The sequence below is a fragment of the Enterococcus sp. DIV1726a genome (assembly GCF_051710985.1).
Taxonomy (GTDB): Bacteria; Bacillota; Bacilli; order Lactobacillales; family Enterococcaceae; genus Enterococcus_B; species Enterococcus_B hirae.
The window spans coordinates 1,710,698-1,734,230 of the sequence record NZ_JBIOLS010000001.1; the positions used below are offsets into that span (position 1 = coordinate 1,710,698).

Below are 23,533 nucleotides of genomic sequence, written 5' to 3' on the forward strand. Positions count from 1 at the left end.
GTACTATCTGTATTATTTTTGTTCTTTTTTCCAACTATCATATTGTGTTTGCATTTCCGTGATAATTTCATCTAGTCCAGCCGCATTCATTTTTTTCTTCATATTATTCAAATTCTCTTGTGTTTCAACTGAGCCAGTGTTGATCAATGCTTTAAATTCTTCTTGTACGTTATTCAAAGCAGCAAGTTGCGTTGTCACAGCTTTCGTATCAAAGTTGAATCCAAGTGCTGGAGATGCTTCTGCTTGCTCATTATAAGATTTCAACACTTCCCATTCGTCTGTTGGCGCACCTTCTTGGTGATAAAGATTGAAGTAATTCCCAAACATATAGAATGGCATCGTATAATTACTATGAGCATCTAACCATTTGATTGTCTTCTCCCCAGTTTTTTCATAATGTGTTCCTTCAATACCATAGGATAAGAGATTCATCAATTTTTCGTCGGTATTCACAGCTTCTAATAGCTTCATCGCTTCTTTTGGATGTTTCGAGTTCGCACTGATCACCGTACCGCCACCCATTGCTGAAGCATTCGTCACAATTGAATCTACCATAGGCGTTACCACTACATCTTTTTTCACTTGGTCTTTGACTGTTGCTGTATCAAGTGGTCCCATCACGGTTGAAGTAACAAACCATTCTTTCCCAACAATATCGGTTTGTTTTGCCAGTGCTGCATCTTTATTCACATAGCCTTTTTTCATAAAATCTCTCACTTTTTCAACCCGTTCAACGTATGGTTTCTCAAAATAATAATTGACGATCTTCCCTTCATCTCCTTCAAGGTTGATCCCAACGGATGTTGATAATTCATCGAATTTATAAGGGTTTCGGTAACCTTCAGACATGTACCAAGGATTGATTCCTTCTTTTTCCTTGATCGTTTTGAGCCATGGTTCAAGTTCATCATAGATTTTGATTGATTCGTACGGAACATCATATTTATCAACTAGTTCTTTATTAAAGACAAAATATTCCGTAGCAGCGATTTCTTTTTGCGCTGGTACCCCATATATTTTTCCATCAATGGTGGAACCTTTCCAAAAATTCTCGTAGATTTCAGCTTTTAATCCTTGATTTTCATTATCAAGTAATTCTGTGATATCATACAATGCACCTTTTCGAGCATTGGTTAAATAATTAAATCCTCCTAGCCAAGACGCAGTAAATGCGAGATCAAAGCTTTCTCCGGCATTGACCAGTGCACTCATCTTTTGGTCATATTCACCCCAGTCAATTTGATTAAGAGACACTGTGACATTATATTTGTCCTTTGTATACTTATTGACCGCCTCATTCACTTTTGCCACATCTTTTTGTGGAATACCCGTTATGTACCAAGTAAGATCCACCGTATCAGACTCACTCGCATTACTGGTTTTGTTACTTGAACATCCTGTTAAAAGACCTCCTGCTAATAATGCAGCTCCTAGCAATACAAATTTTTTCATTATTTTTCCTCCTATACTATTCTTTCACTGCGCCAACAGTTAAACCACCAATAAAATATTTTTGAAAAAAAGGATATGCAATCAAGATCGGTAAAGTAGCTACTACTACCACCGCCATTTTGATCGTTTCAGTGGGTAAAGCACCGGTTTGGGTCATCCCCATTTTTCCAGCATTGTTTGCAATAAATTCAATATTATTCTCCATCTTCATCAACAAATACTGTAACGGTACCAATTGATTATTATCGGTATAAAGTAATGCTGAAAACCAATCATTCCAATAGCCTAAGGTTAAAAATAAGGCAATGGTTGCGATACCTGGCAACGATAACGGAAGTACGATTTTAAAATAAATCAACCACTCACTGGCACCATCGATATATGCTGATTCAATCAATGCTTCTGGGACAGACATTTGATAAAACGTTTTCAAAACCATGATTGAAAACGTGGACATACACAAAGGTAAAATCAATGCCCAGATAGAGTTCCTCAACCCTAAAACATTCACAATCACAATGTAATTACCAATCATCCCACCGCTAAACAACATGGGTATCAAAGAATACCTTGATAAAAACCCTCGATAAGCGTAAGTCTTTCGAGAAAGGGTATACGCAAAGGTCGACATTAAAAACACACCGATGACGGTCCCAATGATCGTAATGAAAATCGTTGTACCGAAAGCGGAAAAAATCGCTCCTTCTTCAAAAATTGCTTGAAAAGCTGCTAGGCTCCATTTTTCAGGTAGCAGTCGGTACCCGTTTCGTTGGATCGATTCTGAATCAGTAAAGGCGATAATACAAACTAAAATAAAAGGAACAGCAGTTAAAAAGGTCAATATCCCTAAACCCAGACTAATCAAAAGGTTATTTTTTTTACTGATTCGTCCAAATCGGTTCAAAGATTCACCTAGTGTTTTTTTTGCTTCCACTCTTTTTTCCTCCCTTAAAAGATTCCTTGTGTTTTATCGATTTTTTTGACGATCATGTTGGTTCCTAACACTAAAAAGAAGCCAACTACTGACTGCAACAGTCCACCAGCAGCCGATAAACCGATATCTCCCATAGACGACAATCCGCGATAGATATAAGTGTCAATGGTTTGTGTCACATTGATAAGCGCCCCTGAATCTTTTGGCACTTGATAAAACAATCCGAAGTCTGTCCGAAAGATCCCCCCTACTGCTAAAATCGTCAACATAATGATCACCGGTTTCAACATAGGAATCGTGACATACCAGATTTGTTGGAATTTTGTTGCTCCATCAAGATTAGCTGCTTCGTAATAAGATTTATCAAACCCGCATATTGCGGCTAAAAAAATAATCATATTGTAGCCCATCGTTTTCCACATTTGTACAACGACTAAAATATAAGGCCAATACTTTGCTTGCATATAAAATTGGATCGGCTCTTTCCCAATACTTATCAAAAACTGATTGATAAACCCATTTGTCGGGTCCAAAAATGCAAATACGATATAACTGACAACGACCATCGAAAGAAAGTAAGGAATAAACATGACACTTTGATACAATTTTGATAGTCGCTTACTGAAAATTTCATTTAACAATAATGCAAGGATCAATGGCACGATGATTCCCATAACAATGAACAGCACATTATAACCAACCGTGTTGCGAATAATCAGGCTAGCATTCCCACTTTTAAAAATAAATTCAAAGTTTTTAAAAGCGACCCAATCACTCTTCATAAAACTCTCAAAAAAATTACCACTTAATCGAAAATCTTTAAACGCCACTAAAATCGCAAAAAGTGGAAAATAGGAAAATATCGCAAACCAAATGATTCCTGGTAAAGAAAGGAAAAATAAAGGTCGGTTTTTTTTAAATGTTTTTAACACACGATTTTCCTGCTTCTTTTTAACAAATGTTGCTGCTAATTTTTCTTCCATCCTGTTCAACTCCTTATCTACGTTTATCATAAAGTAAATAAAGCGCTTTCTCAATTTGCGATTTTATAGATTTATTGGCAAAATTATAGACAATATTTTTTGTATGTAATAAAGACACAAAAAAGAAGAGTCTGGAATATCACTCTTCTCGAAAAATGATTCATGATTTCATTATTGGTTTTGCTACGCCTTTCTTAGTCATAAAAAATGATAAAAGAATGATTTTTCATTTTAGGTTCAACGGCTCTCTTTCATTTTCGAACTTGCGTGCTTTATTGGGGGTTATTCCGTATTCTTTTTTATAATGACGATAAAATAAACTGATATCATCATATCCTAAGGCTTTTGCAATCACAGTAATTCTTTCAGTACTCTCTTTGATTCGCTGATTGGCTTCTCTCATACGAATTTTTTTATCATATTCACTAAAACTCATATTCAATTCTTTTAAAAAAAGCTGTCCAAGATAGGCTGGATTCATATGAAACCGCTCAGCTAATGATTTTAAAGAGTAGCGTTTCGTGAAATCCTGATTGACTAGATATAAGATTTGGTCAATCACTGGAGAATGACTTTTTGTGGTACAACTTATTTCAGTCAGTTTTGAACAGATCGTACCTATCTTTTTCTTAAAAACTGATTTGTCTGCTGACTTTAATGCGTAGATCAATGGTTGTAACTCTTGATAAGCTTGTTCTTGTTTTTCCAGAGTAGCAATCCCTTTGTGAAGTGCGATCAGCAAGTAATGACATACTAACGACTGAATCGGATGTTCTTTCCATTGATCAATATTGGCAATAGCTAATTGTTGGAATGCTTCAATCGATTGGTTTTCAAGATAAGCTAAACTTTTAAAATAAATTTTCTGCGTTAGTTGGTATTCGTTGATCAATGTAGTTTTAGGAAATAGATCAATGACTAATGGGTTTTCCAAGATATTTTTACTTTCCATAAATGGTTCAATACTTCGATAAGAATGCGTGATCTCAATTAATGAATGGCAGCCACTACCGATGACCGCAAATAAATCAAATGTCTCACATAAATATTGAATACTTAACCGATAATGTTGTTCTTCTTTAGGAGAAAAAAACAAAAGAAGTTTATTCGGTTCCAATAAAAGGCTATAAGGTTGGACGAATAATACCGATAACTGCTCAGAAACACGTTCAAAAAGTTTATCATTATAAAAAGCACCTTCTAGGTAAGTGATGGTATAATTTTGCCAATCCGTGATTGGTTCAAGGATGTCCTGCCATTTTGCTAATTCCGTTGACGAAATTTCTTGATGCAGCAATTTCCGCAACAAATTGACACGAAACACATCAATCTGTTGATTGTTCTTCAAATGCTGAAAGAGTTTTTCTTCTTTTATTTCTCTTGTCAACTTCCCAAAAGTAGTGGCTAACTCAATAGGATCGACTGGTTTTAAAAGATAATCACTGCTTCCAATGAGAATAGCTTGTTTCAGATAACTAAAATCATCATAACTACTGATAAAGATGATTTTTATTTGTTTTTGTACACAACGTGCCTTTTTAGCAAGTGCCAATCCATCAATATCAGGCATTCTGATATCTGTTAATAAAATATCAATAGCTACCTCATTTAGGATTTTCAATGCTTCAATACCGGAAGTTGTTTTAAATGTCGTGAAATTTTTTGTGTTACCGGTTGTTTTTTTTAGCAGTTTCTCAATTCCTTCTGTGATTAACGGTTCATCATCAACTAGTAAAACATTCACACGATCTCCCCTCCTCTTTTTTTAGGCATGGTGATTTGAAATTTCACATAATCTTCTTGCGTAGTAAATGTTACGCCATACTGATGACCAAAGCGTTGTTTGATTCGATAATCTACCCCAAATAAGCCAGTAGGGGCAGTCATCTCCAGATCATGGCTGTTTTGAGCAAGTTGTTTTTGGATTCTTTGTTTTTCTACTTTGGGAATTGGCTTTCCGTTATTTACTACTTCAATGTATAACCGATCATCCTTTTCAAAACAATGAATCTCGATGAAGTTATCTTGGCGTTGCGAATCAATCCCGTGATGAATAAAATTTTCGATGATTGGTTGGATCGTAAATTTCTCAATCAGCAAAGATTCAAGACTTGGATCACAAACGATATCATAAAATAGTGCATCTTCAAAACGTATTTCAAAAAGACTAAGATAAGCATCACAATATTCCAATTCTTCCGCTAAACAAATGACATCTTTCCCCTTGATCAATTTACGGTATAATGTTGCAGCATTTAAGAGCATTCCTGCCACTGCGTGATCTTCATTTAGTTCTGCTTTCATTCGAATTGCTTCTAACGTATTGTAAAGAAAGTGTGGATTGATCTGAGACCGAATACTTTGGATCTGATAATCCTTTTGTTTAATCTTACTTTTATAAACTTGATGAATCTGGTCATTTAACTGATACGATAATTCATCAATACTAGAAGAGATCAAAGAAATCGCATCATCACTTTTATAGTCGTCTGATTGAGCGAACTTTTCAGGGTCAAAATTCCCTGTTTTTACTTTGGTAATTTTTTGAGTTAGTTGAGAGAGTCTTCCCTCTATTTTTTGCAAATACTGAAATAGAAATGGGAAAAAACCTAAAAACACAAGGATGGCAAAAAAAGAGTAGACAGTATAGATCAAAGAATATTCTGTAAAAACATTGGCATACTTTGTCGTGGCTGTAACCACGTAATGTTCTGCTTGACGTTGGTCTAGAACATATTTTGGTTTTATCTCCGATGGAATAGGGTTGTTTTTGTAGAAAACTTGAATATTGCCGTTGTTTCTTAACACTTGATAATGAATCTTTTCAAATAATGGAGAAATATCATAATAAAAATAGACATCTGCTGCGTAACTTAAATCTGTTTCTTTATGTAATTCTTTGTGAAATCCAATCAGATTTCTATTCTTATTTATCTTAAAAATTTGCTTTTTTGTCTTTTCGATATCGTTTGGGTCTGCTAGATGAAATTCATCCACTTTTTTCATCGTGGTTGTCTGATCTTTTTGAAAGACTACGCTACGTTTCGTCTGCGCATGATAAATAACTACAGTTGACAAATAATCATTCATTTTAAAGGACTGATTAACAAAATTTTGGGTTCCATTATACTTTGAACCGGCATGTTTCATGTAAGTAGTCGTTTTGTATTCGTAGTATTCTGCGAGTGATAAATTAGTAATTTGCCTCAAATCTTCCAAGTCAGGTTGTTCCGCATACAAAAGCGCCAACATATTATCTGTTGCATTTTTCATCATCATAATTTCTGTATAAAAATTTAAGTTGATTTCCTTTAGATTTTCATCTCTTTTTTGATGGAAAGAAACTGTGATGAGATAAATAATAAAGAATAATACTAATAAACTAACACTCATCCACAACATGTAACGATAAAAAGCGTGTTTCAAAAGGTTATGTTTAATCCTCGTCATGCTTTTAGTCATTTCTTTGATCCAATCCCTTAATACTCGCTATCCGAGTTTGTAAAAATGGTGTATAAAAAGTTAAAAACAAGTAGCAGTAGCCACTAAAACCGACAAAAAAGAAGATAGCTGGCGAGCGTGGAAACAATAAAAGAACAAATAACAGATAGGCAATCGTAAAAAGCTGTAATTGCCATTTCTGGAAAGATAAAATCATCGCATTCAACAACGTTTTTAAAAAGGTGTTTTGGAAAAGGATCGTTTCCATGATAGCAAAAGGAAGGATCAACATCCCGTAGACCGCTAAAATAGCATAAATAATGACAAATATAGAAAAAATTGGAGAAAGTTCAACCATAAAAAAGAGAAATCCTATTGAAGCAATCAAACTGATGAGCAAATAGACAGGTAAACTATCCCAAGAACATGCCTTAGCGATGCTCCGCCAAAAAAATCGGAGATTGCTTTCCTGTTTCTTAATAATAAACTGATACAGCGATTCAAATAGTGCGATCAATGAAATAGCAAACAGAATCATAAAGAGACCCATTAAGATTAGATATAAAGTAACTCCTTGATAAATCATCAAATAAAGGTAACTAAACAGCGGTAAATTTACAACAATAAAAAAAAGATTGTTTATGACTACATAAATGATCTGTGATGCTACATCATATATTTTTTCTTCCCTTGTCATTTGAATACCCTCCCTAACCAATGTACTATTTTACGTATCTACCTTAACATAAAAGCGTTTTCTTGTAACGGCTATTTCAATTAATTTTTCTCTTTGCTCATTCTTGCTTTTCTTCATATGACCAACTAATATAGGATGTTCTTTCTTTTTACGAACAAAACAGTACGCATTGATTCAACTTTTAAAAAAGGTATCCCAGCTTTTGCCTGTAGACTATTTCCAGATGATTTTTAGACTTACAAAATAACCGTTTTCTCTCTGACTCTTTCGTTCAAATTTTACTTCAACATCTATATTTCCTTTCAATTATTTAAATATTAAATAAAAAAAGTCTAATAATTTATTCTTTTATTCTCTTTATCCACACATTGATTCTTGCTATACTAAGAACGATTGAAAGTTGGAGGTGATGTGTGTGAAAGTGTACTATATTGAAGATAATGTATTCCATCAAGAAGAATTTCGTAAACAATATAATCGTAGTGCTAATTTAGCAGCAATTTCGTTAACCATCCCCTTGCCTTCTCAATTAGAAAAATTCTATGCTGACCTTGATTTTATGCCTATCCAAGACTCAGATATTTTTATTGTTGATATCGAATTGAACCGTTTTCATTCTGGGATTGATTTTAGCAAAAAAATTCGTCAGAGAAATCATTCTTGTTACATCCTGTTTTTGACGAATGACACAACTAAAGGGATGGAGATTATCAATCAAAATATTCGAGCAGATAAATACTATAGTAAAAAAGACATCACGGAAGCTGTAAATGGCTTGGAAGAATTATTGTTCAACCATTCGAATTTGCCACAAGGACAAAGTAAACTCATTAAAATCGAATCACTTTCTAAAATCTATTTAATCGACCCTAAAGAAGTCAATTACTTAAGTAAGATCACAGGTTCTCGTTCGACCATTGAATTTTTCTGTCAAACAGAATTTTTTTTGATTCATGGAAAAATTGAAGAACTAAAACAAACGTTTCAAAACTTTCATTTTTTCAATGATTTGAAGAGTTACTCCATCAATCCAGCTAATATCAAATTAGTAGATAAAAAGAACAATGAAATTGTGTTTAAAAACGATGATGCCTTGATCCTTAGCCGAAGAAGTATAAAAAAATTAGTTGATTTTATGGAACATCTGAAAAATGAAAATCATTTGGTTCAGTAGTCCTATACGTACAACAAAAAGCCACTTGCCTATTCAGTAAATAGGCAAGTGGCTTTTTTTTAATGGACTGTTTCCTTTTTCAAAGTTAAGATACAGTAAAAACGTTGCTCTTGTTTGTCATACTTTAAATTCAATGCAAGATTCTCATTCTCTTCTACGATTTTTTTGACACTGTATAACCCAATTCCCTTACTACTTTTCTGACTGGTTGTTCCTTTTTGAAACAATTCAGTTAGATTTTTTCCAGTGTTTTTGCTGGGATTACTAAATTCAAAATAAAAACAATCCCACAAATGTTCAACGATGATCGTGATTTCTTTTTTTTCTTTCGCCATCGTTTGATCATAATGAACAAAAGCATTTTCGATAATATTTGTAAATAAGCGAATCATGTCATAGGAATTCATTGAAAGCTTGGGTATGATATGATTGACTTGGATTTTATAAGGTATCCCAAGCTCTTCTGCCCGCTTAACAAATTTGACAAAAACTCCTTGCAACAGTGGATCATAAATTTTTTGTAACTTCATGTGTAAAGCATCGTTGAGTTGCGTTTCAAAAAACTCTTTTTCTTCCCCTACGATGGCCTCTATTTCGTTATGAATTTGTTTATTCTGTACAAGATCTTCCATCACACTAACATAATTTTTATAATCATGACGAAATTCTTCTAGCTTTTGATAATATTCTTCATTTTTTTTCATGCTTTCCAAATAGATCTGATAGTATTCTTCCTTTTTTTCATTCAATAAAATCAAAAGCATAAGTAGTCCATAAAAGGAATTACTAGCAACTAAAATAAAAGAGGTTAAAAGGAAATCCAATGAATCCATCGAAAAAAGCAAATGATACCACAAAAGTGACATGAACATACATATAATCAAAAATGTCGAAAACAGACGATTTTTTTTATATGCGTATAGATAATTACTAATTCGAAACTTTTTATCTAATTCTTTCATTACAATTAGGATTGCCACTAAAAGCAAAATTTCTAGGATCGCATTCGCTAACAAGTCATAATTTTCTAAAAATCGTGGCACTTCAATTGTCAAAAAAACAGAAATACCGATAAAATTTACACAAAAAGTATTTAATAAAAAAACAATAAATAGATTTCTTGTTTCCTGAAAAATATATTTTCCATTATAAAAATAAAGTAAAACCAAAAATACTGGCGTCCATTCAATCAGCCATATATTAAGTAGCGTTAATCCCAAACGAATGAAGCAATCCATAAAAATCCTTTTTTTTGCAAATAAAATGAGACCTATCAGTGCAAAATTAAGATGAACCACTATAATATAAATAATCACTTCCATTAACCCATCCCCCTAAGCAAACCAGTTTATCATTTTCAAACATACCACTTTTTCATTAATTGGTGCCTCCCCTTTTGACAACCAATAACATTACTGTTATAAGATAACATGAATAATAAAAAATACTAGAAAAATCGCAAGCATATTTAGAATATTTGAAAAATTTAATTTTTATTTAACCACCTTAGAGCTTAACTGTAAAACTGAATCTCACGTTACCTTAACCTTCTCGATTAGATGGAAATCCAAGTTTCATTTATTCATCTTTTTTTAGTAGCATAGAACTATCCAAACTATTTCAATCAATGAACAGTCTTCTTTGATCAGCATTTGCACCATCCTTAATAAAACAATACAAAAAAATAAGCCAAAGATAGCTTAAATACAAAAAGTAATTTTGGCTATCTTTGGCTTATTTCGCTAATTTCAATATTAAAAATCTGGATTTCAATCATTTGAATATCCCTGTTAACCAGCTCCACTATATTTTATCAATAAAAGTAACTAAGGGGCATTGACAATTGTCCATTCCACCTGTGATGAATATTCCCCAGCATATCCACCGGGTTGAACATTTAGATAAAAATAGTTTTCTGAATTTTGTAGAATGCTGTAATTCCGGACATTATTATTAGTTGTTACTTCAGTCATAGGAAGTGTGATCGGATGTTCTTTTTCGATGACTTGTGCCGTATCACCATTTTGATAAAAAAGAGTGGCTGGTAATACTTGTTTGTCATCTTTAAACTCTTCAGTTTGTGACACATTAAGTTTCCAATTAATCGGTTTTCCAGTTGTATCTTCTACTAAAAGATTGGCTGCCTGTGTCAAATTTGTTTGAATCGTATGACTAGCAACGGGGATGGACATGAAAGTCAGAAGATCTGGTACGTTTACAAATCTCACAACCCCCGCTTCTTTGATCACCTTAAATGTTTCAATATTTGATTGTTGTTGTTTTTCATTTTTAACATAAACTTCAAATTGATTTTCTCCTGCTGCTAAGTCTGCAAGTGTGAAATTCTTTGAAAAATCAACCATATTTCCAGGTTGTGTATTCGCAATCGAATCTGAATCATTCAGCTTTTTTTCAACACCATTTAACTTATAGTAAATATTGATCCACGAACCACTATCGGCTTTCCACTTGCCACTCAAGGTAAACCCTTGATCCCCCGGGTAAAGAACGAGCGTTTGATTAGCAAGATTATTTGCCAGTTCAATCGTAGGAGGTGAAGCAGGTTTGGTCATTCTTAAGACCGTTGAATCTTGTGCTGACTCACCATTACTTTTTTGAATCATCAAAGTCACATTATTCACTTCTGAAACTGATGGTAGCTGACTCAGGTCAACAGGTACACGAAATGTGCCATCACTCTTGAAGCAAGACAATAGTTCATCAGTGTTCATTATCATCCCATTGATTGTTAAGTAAGCTGTGAGATCGTCCAAAGGACCACTCCATTTACCTGTTAGCGTGATCTGCTCGGAATCTAATTCTAGATTTTTGCTCGTATCATCAAAAGATAAGGCTAACTTTTCTGATTGAAAGCTTGGCATTTCAGCAGATAAAAAATGAGTAAATCCAATATCTTTTTTCATACTATCCCAAACAGATGCACGCAAGACAAATTTATCCTTAGTGACTGCTTTTTCTGTGACTTTGGCACGATAGGTGATCGTCATTGAATCACCCGTTTTTTCCAATAATCGATAAACCGAGTAATTGTCACTATAAGGACCATCAGAGATACCGTCTGAAGCGAGCGGCAATATTTCTGTAATCCGCCCATCATAGGACTTGGAATCTCCAAATTCTGTATGTCCATAAAAGTTATAAGCCGTTATGATGTCATAGGCAACTTCCTTAGATGGAGCCATCAAATTTCCGTTACCTGTTACACCACCATGTTTATAAACAAGTTCGGGTTCTCCTAATAATTCCAACCCTTGCTCTTTATCAGGAAAAACCGTCACTAACGTTGATTGCTTATACTCTTCTTCAAGGTTTGTATCATCTTTTTTTTCTAAAACTGTTGTAACTGTTATCGTATCCCCAATCGCTGTATAATTTGGATTCCCATCTTTTACATAGGTGATTTTAGCATGGATATGTCCACCATAGATGTCAGCTTCTGATTGTCCATCAGGCCATGAATCCGCAACAACTGACTTAGTAGAGAAGGCTAGCTGAAAGAGACTGAACAAAGCAAAATAGGCGACTAGAAATAATAATTTTTTATTCACTCTTTGCTTTTTCATTTCTTTTCTCACCTACCTTTTTGCTGGAACAATTTATAACTTAAGAATGCAATGATCCCTAATAGCAAACTACCTATACCAATGATCATCGGCAAATAAGACACTTCTGCTTTTTCTTCTGTAATTGCTTCATCATTGATTTTTTTGGCATTGTCTGGTTTGATCGTAAATGTTTTTGCTAAATGCCATTTCTTTTGATTATTTTCTGTTGTCGCATCCACTGTTAACGTATAAGTTCCCGGATCGATTTTCTTCTTGTTGACACTGATCGGAAAGTCAAAGTTCGTATTGGGTGCGATCGACATATAATCTTTGTTTGCTGTATACAACACTTTTGATGAACCTTTTTTAGTGATTGTCGCTTCCGTATGAACTTGGCTGATGATCGTTGATGTAGGATTTTGTAAATGTGCAAAAATCGTTGCATACGAATTTTGTAACCCAGTTCTTGCAGAAATCAATTTCAAATCTGGTGAGACAGGTTTACTGTTGTTCCTAAGCTCAACCCCAATAACATAAGCATACTTATTTCGAATCGCTGTTCCAGAAACTTTTTCACTTTGGTTCTCTTTTTTCGTTACATGGATACCTCCTAAAAGAATCCCGTCAAATGATTCTTTTGGCATTTTCAATTGAAAATGAATGTCTTTTGCTTCTCCAGCTGGAATTGTTACTTCCTTTGCATCAGTGGTTAAGCAATCACTGACTTGGTATTTGGCAGAGGTATCCTTTTTAACTGTTCGTTGATTATAATCGATCACACCGTTTGTGTTGGTCGCTGCATTGTTGATCTCTATTTCAAAGACACTTTCTTTTTCTCCGACATTGGATAAATGAATGGATAGGTCGCGCGTTTCATTTGGTGCTTCAGTTAAATCAAAATAAGATACATCTTTATTTGTTTGTTCTTCAGGTATATTTGCACTTACACTATATGCAGATTCAGCTGAATCTGCATATGAGGTAAGCGAATTGACATCAAGGATTCCCCAAACTCCGATGATGCCTGTGACTAAACAAATAAAACGATGATGACGTTTATGCATCATTGTGCATCAATTGGACCTGCAGTAAGGGTCCAAGTAATCGTTGCGGTATACTCTTTTGCTTGAGCAGAACCAGCAGGAACAGTCAATTGAACATTTGTATTGTTTCCTTCTTCTCCTTCAAATACATCTAACCAAGTTCCCTGACCATTCAGACTTTTTGCCGTCATAACTGGTTGAGCTTCATGATTGTTAAAAGTGAAATCAAAAGCATCAGGTTTGCCGCTGATGTTATCAGAAGTCGTTCGAGTATCTCCATTCGCAAATGATAGGATTGCTCCTTTTAATTCAGTGCTGTCAGCTGCTGAAAATTTTGAAGCAGTCGCAGTTAGTGACCAGCCACCAGCTACTCCTCGTTTATCTGTAATTTGAACAAATGGTTTTGCATTTGCTGCGACATAGACTTTTTTATTTTGTGAAATTTCTTGTGTACCAAAACTGATATTGGACACATAGTCAATTGAAAGTGGTCCTTGATCGCCAGTTCCATGATTGTTAGGATCATCTGGATCTACTTCGTCTGGTTTGTCGATTAAATCATCTGGATTATCTGGATTCACTGGTTTATTGGAATGGGTATCATTCCCTTCGAATGTGATCTTTGCTGTTGAAGTTGCTGAATCACTCATTTCTTCTGCATAGATGGTCATACTCATGGTATTAATGGCTAACACACTTAATAATGTAGTTGCTAGAATATTTTTTTTCATGTTTCTTCTCCTTTAGATTAAGCTGGTGCGTCTGTTAATGTCCAAACAAGTGTGGCAGAATAAGTTCCTGCCAAGTTACCAGAAGGTACTTTTAATGAAACAGCTTCTGCTGACATCTGATCTTCCCAAGTCCCTAGACCGGTTGTTGCGGCAGCAAACATAATATTTTGCGCATCTTTATTTACTGTTACCGTTGCCGTTTCAGCTGCCGGAGATTGATTCTCTGTCACCGTTTTTGCTGTCCCTGCTGGCAAGCTTAGTTCAGCCCCAGCTAACGCAACACCATTTTCAGTATAAAATCCTGCTTTTTCACTATCATAGCTAACTTGTAAGTTCCAACCTGCACCATTTCCTCGTAGATCAGATATTTGTGTTTCAACAAATTCATCTGAATTCCCAGCTGTATAGTTTTTTGTTTCACTAGCGATTTTTTGTGTACCGAAGTCAATATTTGAGATATAGTCAATACGTAAAGCACCGGTGTTTCCTGTTGGAATATACGTACCTGGTACATCTGGTGGATCAATTGGATCCGTTGGTTCATCCGTTTCATCTTGTTTCTCTAACCCAACTTTAGCGATACTTGTGCCATGAGTATCATCGGCTATTTCTGCATAAACGGTTGTTGCCTTCGCACTAATAACGAATGTGCTAAATAGTGCGATTGTTAAAACTACTTTTTTCATTTTTTTCCTTCTTTCCTTTTCTCAGTAAGAGGAAACCTCCTGCTGCTGTTACAATGAGTCCACCACAGATCATCAAAGAACTACTCTGCTGATCAATTGTTTTTGGGAGCTTTCTTTGCATCATTCTTTTTGTCTGCCCGTCTTTCTCTTTTGCCAGATCTTCTGATGATGCATTTGAAGGATTTGGTACAAAGCGGATCCCCGCTGTGCTTTGTACAGATTCAGCGTAGACAATCATTGTTCGCGTATATGCCTCAATGGTCAAAAAAATAAGGAACAAAAAGAAAACAATCGTCATCTTTCTCATCCACTTACCCTCACCTTTCTCTTTACAGCAAATGTAACAAAACCTCCTTTTTTTAATCTTCGCTCAATTGGGTAAATCCTATTTTACTTATATTCATTCTAAAAAAAGGCGTTTGAAACCGTTTAACCTTGCAATTTTTGCTTTTTTTGTCTTAAAAGATGAATCGAACGACTGACTGATAACAAATCGGTGTGATAGATCAAATTTCAAAATTGTTGTAGAGACAGTCAAATAAATACTTTGCTAACAATAGTTGGCTGTTTCTAACAATCTCAAAGAATATTCCACCACATTTTTCAAGCCATTAAGCATTCGTTTCACTATTTATTATGTAGACACTTAACTACGCTTCTGTCCTTAACGAAGACTCTTACAGCAATAAAAATTGACCGTAATTAAGAAGAAAGAAAAAAATCAATGGTGAACGTTTCACCCAAATCTATTGACAGAAAATTCAATTTTTTACTTTTTTTGTCTTGACACTGTCCATCATTGCTTCTATAATGAACAAAAATCATTGATAGAGAGAGTAACGAATAATAAGCATTTTAGAGAGCGATTGGTTGGTGGAAAATCGTAGGTCTGTTATTTGTGAAAGTAACTCTGGAGATGCACAAGTGACGTTAGAAGTTTGTGCCGGCGATCCCCGTTATCGGATAATGCGCTTCACTATTGGTGAGTCGCTAAGAGATTGTTTATTCATAAACAAAAAAAACGGTGGTACCGCAATGTCAATTGCCCGTTGGAATAATTATTCCAACGGGCTTTTTGTGTTTTTCACCAAAGAAAGGAAAAGATATATGCAAATTTTTAGACAAAGACGAGTCAGACGTTTAGCTTCATTTCATTTATGTTAACTAAACGATTAAGGAGTTATTTATGATGGAAAAATTATCAACAAAGAAATTATTTTTATTAGCTTCACTCATTTTCGGAATGCTTTTTGGAGCAGGTAACCTTATTTTCCCTGCTCATTTAGGTCAACTTGCAGGTAGTCATTGGTTATCTGCTGGGATTGGTTTTTTGATCTCCTCTACTTTATTACCTTTAGCTGCACTGATTGCCTTAAGTAAAACACGCTCAAGCGGGTTGTACGATTTTGCTAAACCAGTGGCTGCGTGGTATGGTACCTTATTTCTTATTATGAACCATATGGCCTTAGGACCTTTATTCGCCACTCCCAGAACTGCTGCATTAGGATATCAATTTAGTTTAGGAATGATTTTACCAGAAAAGTATACAACGATTGGCTTATTTATCTTTTCGGTTATTTTCTTTGGCTTAGCCTATTATTTATCAACTCGTGAATCAAATTTATTAAAAATCATTGGAAAATATTTAAACCCATTATTTTTAATTTTACTATTCGCTGTGTTTATCGTCGCTTTGATTCTTCCCTTAGGACCATTGGATGCCAAGCCTGTACTGGATTACCAACAAGCAGCAACTACCAACGGCTTTATCGAAGGATATAATACAATGGACGCATTAGCCTCATTAGCTTTTGGAATTACGATCATTCGTGCGCTTCAAGGAATGGGGATTCATGATGAAGACCAGATTGCTAAAAATACTGTAAAATCTGGTCTATTAACGATGGTTTTATGTGGTGGTATCTATTTGGGGATTATTGCATTAGGTACGATGTCTTTAAATCGCTTTGGTATCTCCGAAAACGGAGGGATTGCATTAACTCAAATCGTTCAATCCTATTTTGGTAAAGTGGGATTGATTTTTATGGCCTTGATGACGCTATTAGCAGTTTTCACTTCTGCGATGGGATTGATTGCCTCATTTGCCCAAGATTTCTCTGTCCGCTTCCCTAAGATCGGCTATAAAGGATGGCTTCGAATCACTACATTACTTTCTTTTATTACCGCAAACTTTGGACTTGACACCATTATTGCTTGGACCATGCCATTTTTAATGATTCTTTATCCTCTTTCCATGGCAATGATCATCCCAGCACTTTGCTCTGCCTTTTTCCAAAATCGCAGAATCGTTTATCAATTGACGACAATCTTTACAGCCATACCTGCTTTATTTGATGGTATCAAAGCATTACCTATTCAAAATCATTTGACAACAAATTTAACCAATTGGTATGTTCATACGATTCCATTTGCTTCCAGTGGTGTTGGTTTTATTCTGCCAGCAATCAGTGGCTTTATCATAGGCGTACTGTATTGTTTAATTTTTAAACAAAGAACTGAGTTAGACCCTTCTCTATCTAATTGAGTCTTGTAACGGACAAAGAGAAGTTTTACCGAAATATGGCGCTTCATTTGATAATTTGAGTGAAGCCAGAAGAAAGAAGCAAAAAAGAACAATGTTGATTATCTTTTGATAAACGCATTGTTCTTTTGCTAGTTTTCATTGATTGACCTGATCTTGTAAGAGAATTTGATTGTTGATCAAATCTGAGATAAACTCTGTGATATATTTTTCTTTTTCTTCATTAGAATAGTCACCAGAATCAGCAAATCGTATTAATACTTTTTCTTTTACATGACTAAGTGCTACATTTGTTTTTAATAATTCAAATATATAGATCGATACTTCATTATCTAAAAGATAGATTTCATCATTCAAGGAAAGATAGAGGTCGTTCCCTAATTTCTCATAGGCCAATTCGCCGTTCAGTCTCATCTAATCACGCTCCTTCAGGTCATTTCTGTCTGTTTCCAGATACGATACATTTGATTTTTTATTAACTCTTGCAATAATTGACATTCAGAGCGATCCACTCCATGAATATCATTGGTATGATAATAATGTTGCGCACGACAACCACCACCGCATAAATAGCGAAAAGAACAAGTTTGACAACCAGATAAATGATGGATATTTTGAGATTCAAGCAATTCTATTTTTTTATGGTTATAAATATCAGCTAATTTGTTTTTTCTGATATTACCTAATTTATAGTCATCTGTCTCCAATAATTTACATGCAAAAATATCCCCAACTGGATTGATAACGAACTCTCCCAAGCCCAAACCACAAGACTCTTTAATTGTAAATGGCTTTAAAAATGCAGATCGTTGAGCACTTTTTTCTTTGCACTCGATTTCTTTTCTTTCTTCAAAAGATAATGAAATATCTGCCATACTACCTCTTCCTAATTCGCTAAATCCACCTAATTTATAGGAGATTCCATTCTCTTTAAAAAACTCAATCGTTTGATCAACTGATTTTAAGTTATAGTTGGTAACGGTTGCATTAACGTAAATATTATGGAAACCGATATCTAAAAGATTACGGATACCTCTCATTGCTATTTCATAACAACCTCTACCACGGTTCTTGTCATTTTCTTCTTTATCAATCGAATCCAAGCTGATGGTCATTGATTCGCATCGATCTGCCAAGAATTGTGCATTCCTTTTTTTTCCAATCAAGGTTCCATTAGTGATCAAACCAACCGATAAGCCTAGTTGATAAGCATAATCGATATATTTTAAAGAATCATGATTCAGTCCTATTTCTCCACCAGTAAAAATGACTTTTTTTACACCACAGTCTTTTAATTGATCTAATAGTTGGAACCATTCAATTAAAGACAATTGATCCGGATAGTTCTTGGTCATATCTGCTTCTGCGTAACAATACACACATTTTAAATTACATTGATGTGTCAACGCCAAATAAGCGGTTTCAGGAATGGTGACTTCATTTTTTTTTACTTTTAATGGCTCGTCTAATAGAAGCTGAAAGATTTTTAGTTTTTTTTGCGTAGACTCGGATAACGCTGAATACTTTCGTAGCTTCACCAACTCTAACTCTTCTTTAGAAATCACTAGCCAGCTGCTTCTTAGAACATTATGGAGAATCATTTCATCAAGAAAAGGATACGCGTATAAATTTTCCTTGATTTTCATAGATCACTCACCTCTTTTATTAGCATCACAAACGAATAATAACATTTTGACTATATTAAATAGGAAAATAAAGTCGCCTTTTTAACAGGGGAGTTTTGTAGGGCAACTTTATTTTCCAATTAAAAATGGACATCGGAAGACTAGATTAAGAACCGTTACCAATCAATAACCCACAAGAACATGGGGACAAAACATTGCCAGAGATTTTTTTTAGTACAGGTTTCGTAAACATAACAAGTCTCCTTTCTGAACTTTTAGGAAAAATCACGATAATATTCATTTTTTTTCCTAAATATAGTATAAACTTTGAATGAAAATATTGTCAATGACGGTTCGAGAGAAAAATTATTAAAACCTTAGTTATAAAATAAAAAAAATTAAACAATTTATGCGTTTCTTTTATATAACGCTAAAATTTCTAAGACATGTTGATTTGTTCTTCTGACTTATTTGATTGGATTCATTACTATCTATAAGTAAATTTGTTTTTATTTTATTTCATCACCTCAAATTTCCATAGTGATCATAAATTTTTATTAAGTTATTTTAAATAACGATTTTTTAAGTTTAAATTTGAAAAACACTGCTTTATCTGTTTATTTTATTCTAAACATAACGATTATTTAACGAACAAATCTATTTTTTTCATAAGAATTTTAGTATAATTACAATCTATAAAGTATATTTAATTCCTCATCAATCTGAAACTAACTTTTGGGTCATAAGGACTTTATTTTAATTCGATACCACGGTGTTTAAATAGTGGTTTAATTTTTAGGAGGGATATATTGAAAGGTTATTATTCAGTACAAGAATTAGCCGACCAACTTGGTGTGACAACTCGTTCAATTCGAAACTATCTGCACGAAGGGAAATTAAAGGGAACAAAAGTTGGAGGAAAATGGAAGTTTTCTGAACAAAATTTGTTTGATTTCCTTTACGGTGACAAGGAAAATCTAATAATCCAAAAAGATTATCAAGTGACGCTTGATGTCCCTGTCACATTAAAATTATCTCTTGTAACAGATGATTTTCACGAAATGGATGCCTTTAAAGAGCAACTTTTTAACTATCATTCAGAGGTTTATGCTAATAAAAAGGATCGATTGATCCAATACACGCATTTCAAAGAAAATGAATATGATATTTTAATTGGTGGTAACTTTAATTATGTCACTAATTTCGGGTCATGGATCTATGAACAACTACAAAAACAAACATCCATTTCACTAAAAAAGAATTAGTTTTTTATTTTGAAAGAGAGACTGTGAAAGAAACGATCTGCTCTGATGACAATAAGCCTGAATTTTTTGAAACAGCTTCCCATGTTTCAAAAAATTCAGGCTTATTTCAAGAACTGGATGCATAAGCACCGTGCATAAGAGATTGCGAAAAGAGCGTTTGACCTGAATACTCACCAAGTAAAAACTAAGACGAATAAACGTAGGAGCAATCAAGATAAAAATCTCGAAACAGCTCCCCATGTTTTGTGGATTTTTGTCTTATTGGCAAAGGTCAGCTCTTTAGATGTCGTTTACTTGTTTTTTAGATTCTAAATTTATTATTTTTCCTATTTCTTATTTCTATAATAATGGTAAGTAGCTTTAACCCTTACCACCTTGAAAGGATGGATATAGTTTCATGCCACCATCTACAAATAAAGTAATTCCTGTCACATAACTGGATTCATTAGAAGCGAGCCAAGCAGCAGCAGCGGCGACTTCCTCGGGTTTACCCACTCGTTCCATTGGTATCATGCTTTCTAGAATTTCTTTTTCTTTTGGATCTTCAAATTTTTCTGCATTAATCGGAGTTTTGATCGCCCCTGGTCCAATACTGTTGATTCGAATATTTTCTGGTGCGTACTCCATGGCTACTGTTTCTGTAAACAGTTTGACACCGCCTTTTGATGCTGCGTAATGAGCAAATGTCGGCCAAGGGATTTGTTCGTGAACGGAGGACATATTGATAATATTACCTTTGATCTGATGAGTTTTAAAATAACTCAACGCTGTTTTTGTCCCTAAAAATACGCCTGTTAGGTTCACCTTTAACACTTTCTCCCAATCTTCTAATTCCAGCTCATGGGTTGGTTTTTGCGTTTCCATACCAGCATTATTGACCCAGATATCTAAACTTCCGAATGTTTCGATTGCTGCTTTGAGCAGACGATCCATCCCTTCTTCTGTACTGACATCCGCTTCGACAGCTACTGCTTTGCCACCATTTTTTTCGATCTCGGCTACTGCTTCTTGTGCCCCTTCTTCATCCGAATGATAGTTGACAACCACACACATTTTTTCTTTACCAAAGCGTTCACAGATTGCTTTACCGATCCCTTTTGATCCTCCAGTTACTACTGCCACCTTATTTGTTAGATCTTTATACATATACTTTCCACCCTTCTTTTTCACCTACTGCATACTTCCTGTATTAAGTGTACAATAGCACCCTGTCTTTTAGGCAAACGATACGCTTATTCGATCGATTTACTTTTTTCTATAATAAAAGAGTCAGCAAGCTACTTGCTGACTCGAATGATTTCACCAAAAAAGGCTTTTTTATTGTCTTCAGTTAAATTCAATACTTTTATTTAAAATAGTCCGCTGTCGCTTTTTCGTCTGCTTTCAGTTGTTCAATCAATGATTCAACGTTTGGAAATTTCACTTGGTTTCTCAAAAAATGATGCCAACGGACTTTTACATGCTCTCCATAGATATCTTGAGCAAAATTTAAAATATATAATTCAACGGTAAGTTCACGATCATCACCAAAGGTATCATTATGACCGATTGATCCCATTGCTTGATACCACGTTTCACCAACTTTGATCTCTGAAACATAGACACCTTCTTTTGGAAGATGAACAGTACTTTTAACTTTGATGTTAGCTGTTGGGAATCCTAGCAGGCGACCACGAGCATCGCCATGGACTACCACCCCTTCGACCTCGTAAGCAGCCCCCAATAAACGTGTTACTTCATTTATTTCTCCTGCGTTTAATAATTCACGTATCCGTGTCGAACTAATCTTCTCGCCACTGTCTTCTTCTTTTGGTACAGTGATGATTTCAAATCGATTCTTTGCATAACTTGGTAAGTGCGCTACATCTGCAATTTCTTTAGGTCCGTAAGTATAGTCAAAACCAGAAACAGCATATTTTGCATGAAGTCCTACGATATATTGATCGACAAATTCTTGTGGAGCTAAATGAGCAAACGATGACGTAAAATCGATTTCGTATAAATAATCAACACCTAATAAGGCCATTTTTTCTTCTTTTTGTTCCAGCGTAGTCAAATATTTTACTTGACTTGGATTTATTTTTTTGAAGACGATTGAAGGATGTTGGTTGAAAGTCATCAAAGCTAATTTCAATCCTTCTTTTTTGGCAATTTCTTTTCCCCGATTGATAACACGTTGATGGCCTAGATGTACCCCGTCAAAAAAGCCTAAAACAAGTACAACGTCTTCTGGTGGGATCTGATCTGCTTGATAAGGATGTCTAATTTTGATAATTTTCATTTTTATACCTCATTCCTCAACACTTTGCTTGGTTTTAATTTATTTTTTTCTTTTGGATTTGGCTGGTAAATACTTACTACTTTGTCTTGGTAAAAAAGTGCGATCTCTTCTGTCGGCATTTCTGCTAAGTTAAATACCTGATAATCTAAGCGCATACCATTTTTAACTTTTTCCCAAACACGATCACTAATGTCTACTCTCTTAAAACGAGCGACACCAGCTTCTAGTGGCAATAAATGTTCTTCAAAGGTTCCTGCAAGCATATAATCTGCTACTTGCTGTAAAGTGATTGCTTGCTCCTTCTTCATTCCTCCACTAGCTGTTCGAGTTAGATCGGACATGTGAGCAGGATAGCCTAATTTTTTCCCAGTATCAACAGCAAGCGTTCGTACATAAGTCCCTTTTCCGCACACTACCTCAAAACGCCAAGATAGCAACCCCTTCTCTTGGTCCCAATGCACGTCACTTGTTCTTTCAAAACGTTCAATCTGCGCTTTACGCACGGGACGTGTAACTGTTTCATTGTTTCTGGCATACTCATAAAGACGTTTGCCGTTCACTTTGACAGCTGAATACATCGGTGGTATCTGAGTGATTTCCCCGATAAAACTTTTCATTGTTTCATCAATTTCTTCATCACTGATTAATCGATCAACTGTTTTACTTTCGACGACCTCACCAGATTTGTCTTCTGTCGTTGTACTAAATCCTAATGTAATCTCTCCTTGGTATACTTTTCCTGCATCGCTTAAATATTCGATAACTTTAGTCGCTTTTCCAAGGCAAATCGGTAACACACCATCAACATCAGGGTCTAACGTACCACCATGACCAATTTTTTTCATATGTAAGATTTTTCTTAATTTAAATACACAATCATGACTTGTCATGCCACGTTCTTTCCACAAAGGTAATAATCCGTCCATGTTTTTTCTCCCTATCCAATAAAATATCAACTTTGTCATTATAACACATCCCACAATAATGTGACGATTTTACCTTTTTTCGCTACGTTTTTATTATTTGGCAACAAACTTGTAATAAAACTTCACAAACCTGTAAATACAATTCATGTTATTCTCTTAGACAAAGGCAAGCTTGAATCCTTCATTT

General features: G+C 34.7%; 20 protein-coding genes and 1 other annotated feature. Of the genes, 3 read left to right on the plus strand and 17 right to left on the minus strand.

Annotated elements, in window-relative coordinates; genetic code table 11:
- Window positions 1-12: 12 nt before the first annotated feature.
- From IGJ27_RS07580 to IGJ27_RS07605, 6 genes are all read right to left on the minus strand, one after another.
- Window positions 13-1,452 carry an ABC transporter substrate-binding protein gene (locus IGJ27_RS07580; protein ID WP_373191443.1) on the minus strand — a complete coding sequence of 480 codons (1,440 nt, stop codon included), beginning with the start codon at window positions 1,450-1,452 and terminating at the stop codon, window positions 13-15.
- A gap of 16 nt (window positions 1,453-1,468) precedes the next feature.
- On the minus strand, window positions 1,469-2,386 hold the full coding sequence (locus IGJ27_RS07585) for a carbohydrate ABC transporter permease (RefSeq protein ID WP_080704589.1): 918 nt from the start codon (window positions 2,384-2,386) through the stop codon (window positions 1,469-1,471).
- A 14-nt stretch (window positions 2,387-2,400) separates the two neighbouring features.
- Window positions 2,401-3,369, minus strand: coding sequence for an ABC transporter permease (locus IGJ27_RS07590; protein ID WP_010718906.1), 969 nt, complete (start codon window positions 3,367-3,369; stop codon window positions 2,401-2,403).
- A 226-nt stretch (window positions 3,370-3,595) separates the two neighbouring features.
- Complete coding sequence (locus IGJ27_RS07595) at window positions 3,596-5,113, minus strand: response regulator transcription factor (protein ID WP_081127435.1); 1,518 nt, start codon at window positions 5,111-5,113, stop codon at window positions 3,596-3,598.
- Complete coding sequence (locus tag IGJ27_RS07600; RefSeq protein ID WP_178305872.1) at window positions 5,110-6,831, minus strand: sensor histidine kinase; 1,722 nt, start codon at window positions 6,829-6,831, stop codon at window positions 5,110-5,112. The genes IGJ27_RS07595 and IGJ27_RS07600 overlap by 4 nt, the downstream gene beginning before the upstream one ends.
- Window positions 6,824-7,507, minus strand: coding sequence for a hypothetical protein (locus IGJ27_RS07605; RefSeq protein ID WP_081127432.1), 684 nt, complete (start codon window positions 7,505-7,507; stop codon window positions 6,824-6,826). The genes IGJ27_RS07600 and IGJ27_RS07605 overlap by 8 nt, the downstream gene beginning before the upstream one ends.
- A gap of 409 nt (window positions 7,508-7,916) precedes the next feature.
- Between IGJ27_RS07605 and IGJ27_RS07610 the strand changes: the two genes are divergently transcribed.
- Window positions 7,917-8,681: a LytTR family transcriptional regulator DNA-binding domain-containing protein gene (locus IGJ27_RS07610; protein WP_202606086.1), complete on the plus strand. Its 765-nt coding sequence runs from the start codon at window positions 7,917-7,919 to the stop codon at window positions 8,679-8,681.
- Window positions 8,682-8,740: 59 nt separating this feature from the next.
- On the opposite strand, the gene IGJ27_RS07615 is transcribed toward IGJ27_RS07610, so the two are convergent.
- The 6 genes from IGJ27_RS07615 to IGJ27_RS07640 all read right to left on the minus strand — a co-directional run bounded on the left by IGJ27_RS07615 (window position 8,741) and on the right by IGJ27_RS07640 (window position 15,014).
- A complete protein-coding gene (locus tag IGJ27_RS07615) occupies window positions 8,741-10,003 on the minus strand; it encodes a sensor histidine kinase (RefSeq protein ID WP_063627240.1) in 1,263 nt (420 codons plus the stop codon).
- 504 nt (window positions 10,004-10,507) lie between these two features.
- Entirely contained in the window at window positions 10,508-12,265 is a 1,758-nt protein-coding gene (locus tag IGJ27_RS07620) for a hypothetical protein (protein WP_178305871.1), read from the minus strand.
- An 8-nt stretch (window positions 12,266-12,273) separates the two neighbouring features.
- A complete protein-coding gene (locus IGJ27_RS07625) occupies window positions 12,274-13,314 on the minus strand; it encodes a DUF916 and DUF3324 domain-containing protein (RefSeq protein WP_178305870.1) in 1,041 nt (346 codons plus the stop codon).
- Window positions 13,311-14,021 (minus strand): WxL domain-containing protein, encoded by a 711-nt coding sequence (locus IGJ27_RS07630; RefSeq protein WP_178305869.1) that lies wholly within the window; start codon window positions 14,019-14,021, stop codon window positions 13,311-13,313. The genes IGJ27_RS07625 and IGJ27_RS07630 overlap by 4 nt, the downstream gene beginning before the upstream one ends.
- Before the next feature lie 17 nt (window positions 14,022-14,038).
- Window positions 14,039-14,707: a WxL domain-containing protein gene (locus IGJ27_RS07635; RefSeq protein WP_010718897.1), complete on the minus strand. Its 669-nt coding sequence runs from the start codon at window positions 14,705-14,707 to the stop codon at window positions 14,039-14,041.
- Window positions 14,673-15,014 (minus strand): LPXTG cell wall anchor domain-containing protein, encoded by a 342-nt coding sequence (locus IGJ27_RS07640; RefSeq protein WP_010737766.1) that lies wholly within the window; start codon window positions 15,012-15,014, stop codon window positions 14,673-14,675. Before IGJ27_RS07640 ends, IGJ27_RS07635 begins: the two co-directional genes overlap by 35 nt.
- 508 nt (window positions 15,015-15,522) lie before the next feature.
- Window positions 15,523-15,760 (plus strand) — a binding site (T-box leader).
- Between the two features lie 133 nt (window positions 15,761-15,893).
- Here IGJ27_RS07640 and brnQ point away from each other — a divergent pair.
- A complete protein-coding gene (gene brnQ, locus IGJ27_RS07645) occupies window positions 15,894-17,252 on the plus strand; it encodes a branched-chain amino acid transport system II carrier protein (protein ID WP_034698322.1) in 1,359 nt (452 codons plus the stop codon).
- A gap of 135 nt (window positions 17,253-17,387) precedes the next feature.
- Here the strand turns inward: brnQ and IGJ27_RS07650 are convergent, their stop codons facing one another.
- Entirely contained in the window at window positions 17,388-17,663 is a 276-nt protein-coding gene (locus IGJ27_RS07650) for a hypothetical protein (RefSeq protein WP_010737768.1), read from the minus strand.
- 14 nt (window positions 17,664-17,677) lie between these two features.
- Window positions 17,678-18,895 carry a radical SAM/SPASM domain-containing protein gene (locus tag IGJ27_RS07655; protein ID WP_178305868.1) on the minus strand — a complete coding sequence of 406 codons (1,218 nt, stop codon included), beginning with the start codon at window positions 18,893-18,895 and terminating at the stop codon, window positions 17,678-17,680.
- Window positions 18,896-19,683: 788 nt separating this feature from the next.
- Between IGJ27_RS07655 and IGJ27_RS07660 the strand changes: the two genes are divergently transcribed.
- The gene (locus IGJ27_RS07660; RefSeq protein WP_178305867.1) at window positions 19,684-20,139 is read left to right on the plus strand and encodes a helix-turn-helix domain-containing protein; all 456 of its coding nucleotides are present in this window, start codon (window positions 19,684-19,686) and stop codon (window positions 20,137-20,139) included.
- 360 nt (window positions 20,140-20,499) lie between these two features.
- Here the strand turns inward: IGJ27_RS07660 and IGJ27_RS07665 are convergent, their stop codons facing one another.
- The 3 genes from IGJ27_RS07665 to truB all read right to left on the minus strand — a co-directional run bounded on the left by IGJ27_RS07665 (window position 20,500) and on the right by truB (window position 23,346).
- Window positions 20,500-21,285: a glucose-1-dehydrogenase gene (locus tag IGJ27_RS07665; protein ID WP_010737770.1), complete on the minus strand. Its 786-nt coding sequence runs from the start codon at window positions 21,283-21,285 to the stop codon at window positions 20,500-20,502.
- A gap of 199 nt (window positions 21,286-21,484) precedes the next feature.
- Window positions 21,485-22,420 (minus strand): riboflavin biosynthesis protein RibF, encoded by a 936-nt coding sequence (gene ribF / locus IGJ27_RS07670; protein ID WP_010718889.1) that lies wholly within the window; start codon window positions 22,418-22,420, stop codon window positions 21,485-21,487.
- 2 nt (window positions 22,421-22,422) lie between these two features.
- Window positions 22,423-23,346: a tRNA pseudouridine(55) synthase TruB gene (gene truB / locus IGJ27_RS07675; protein WP_010718888.1), complete on the minus strand. Its 924-nt coding sequence runs from the start codon at window positions 23,344-23,346 to the stop codon at window positions 22,423-22,425.
- Window positions 23,347-23,533 lie beyond the last annotated feature (187 nt).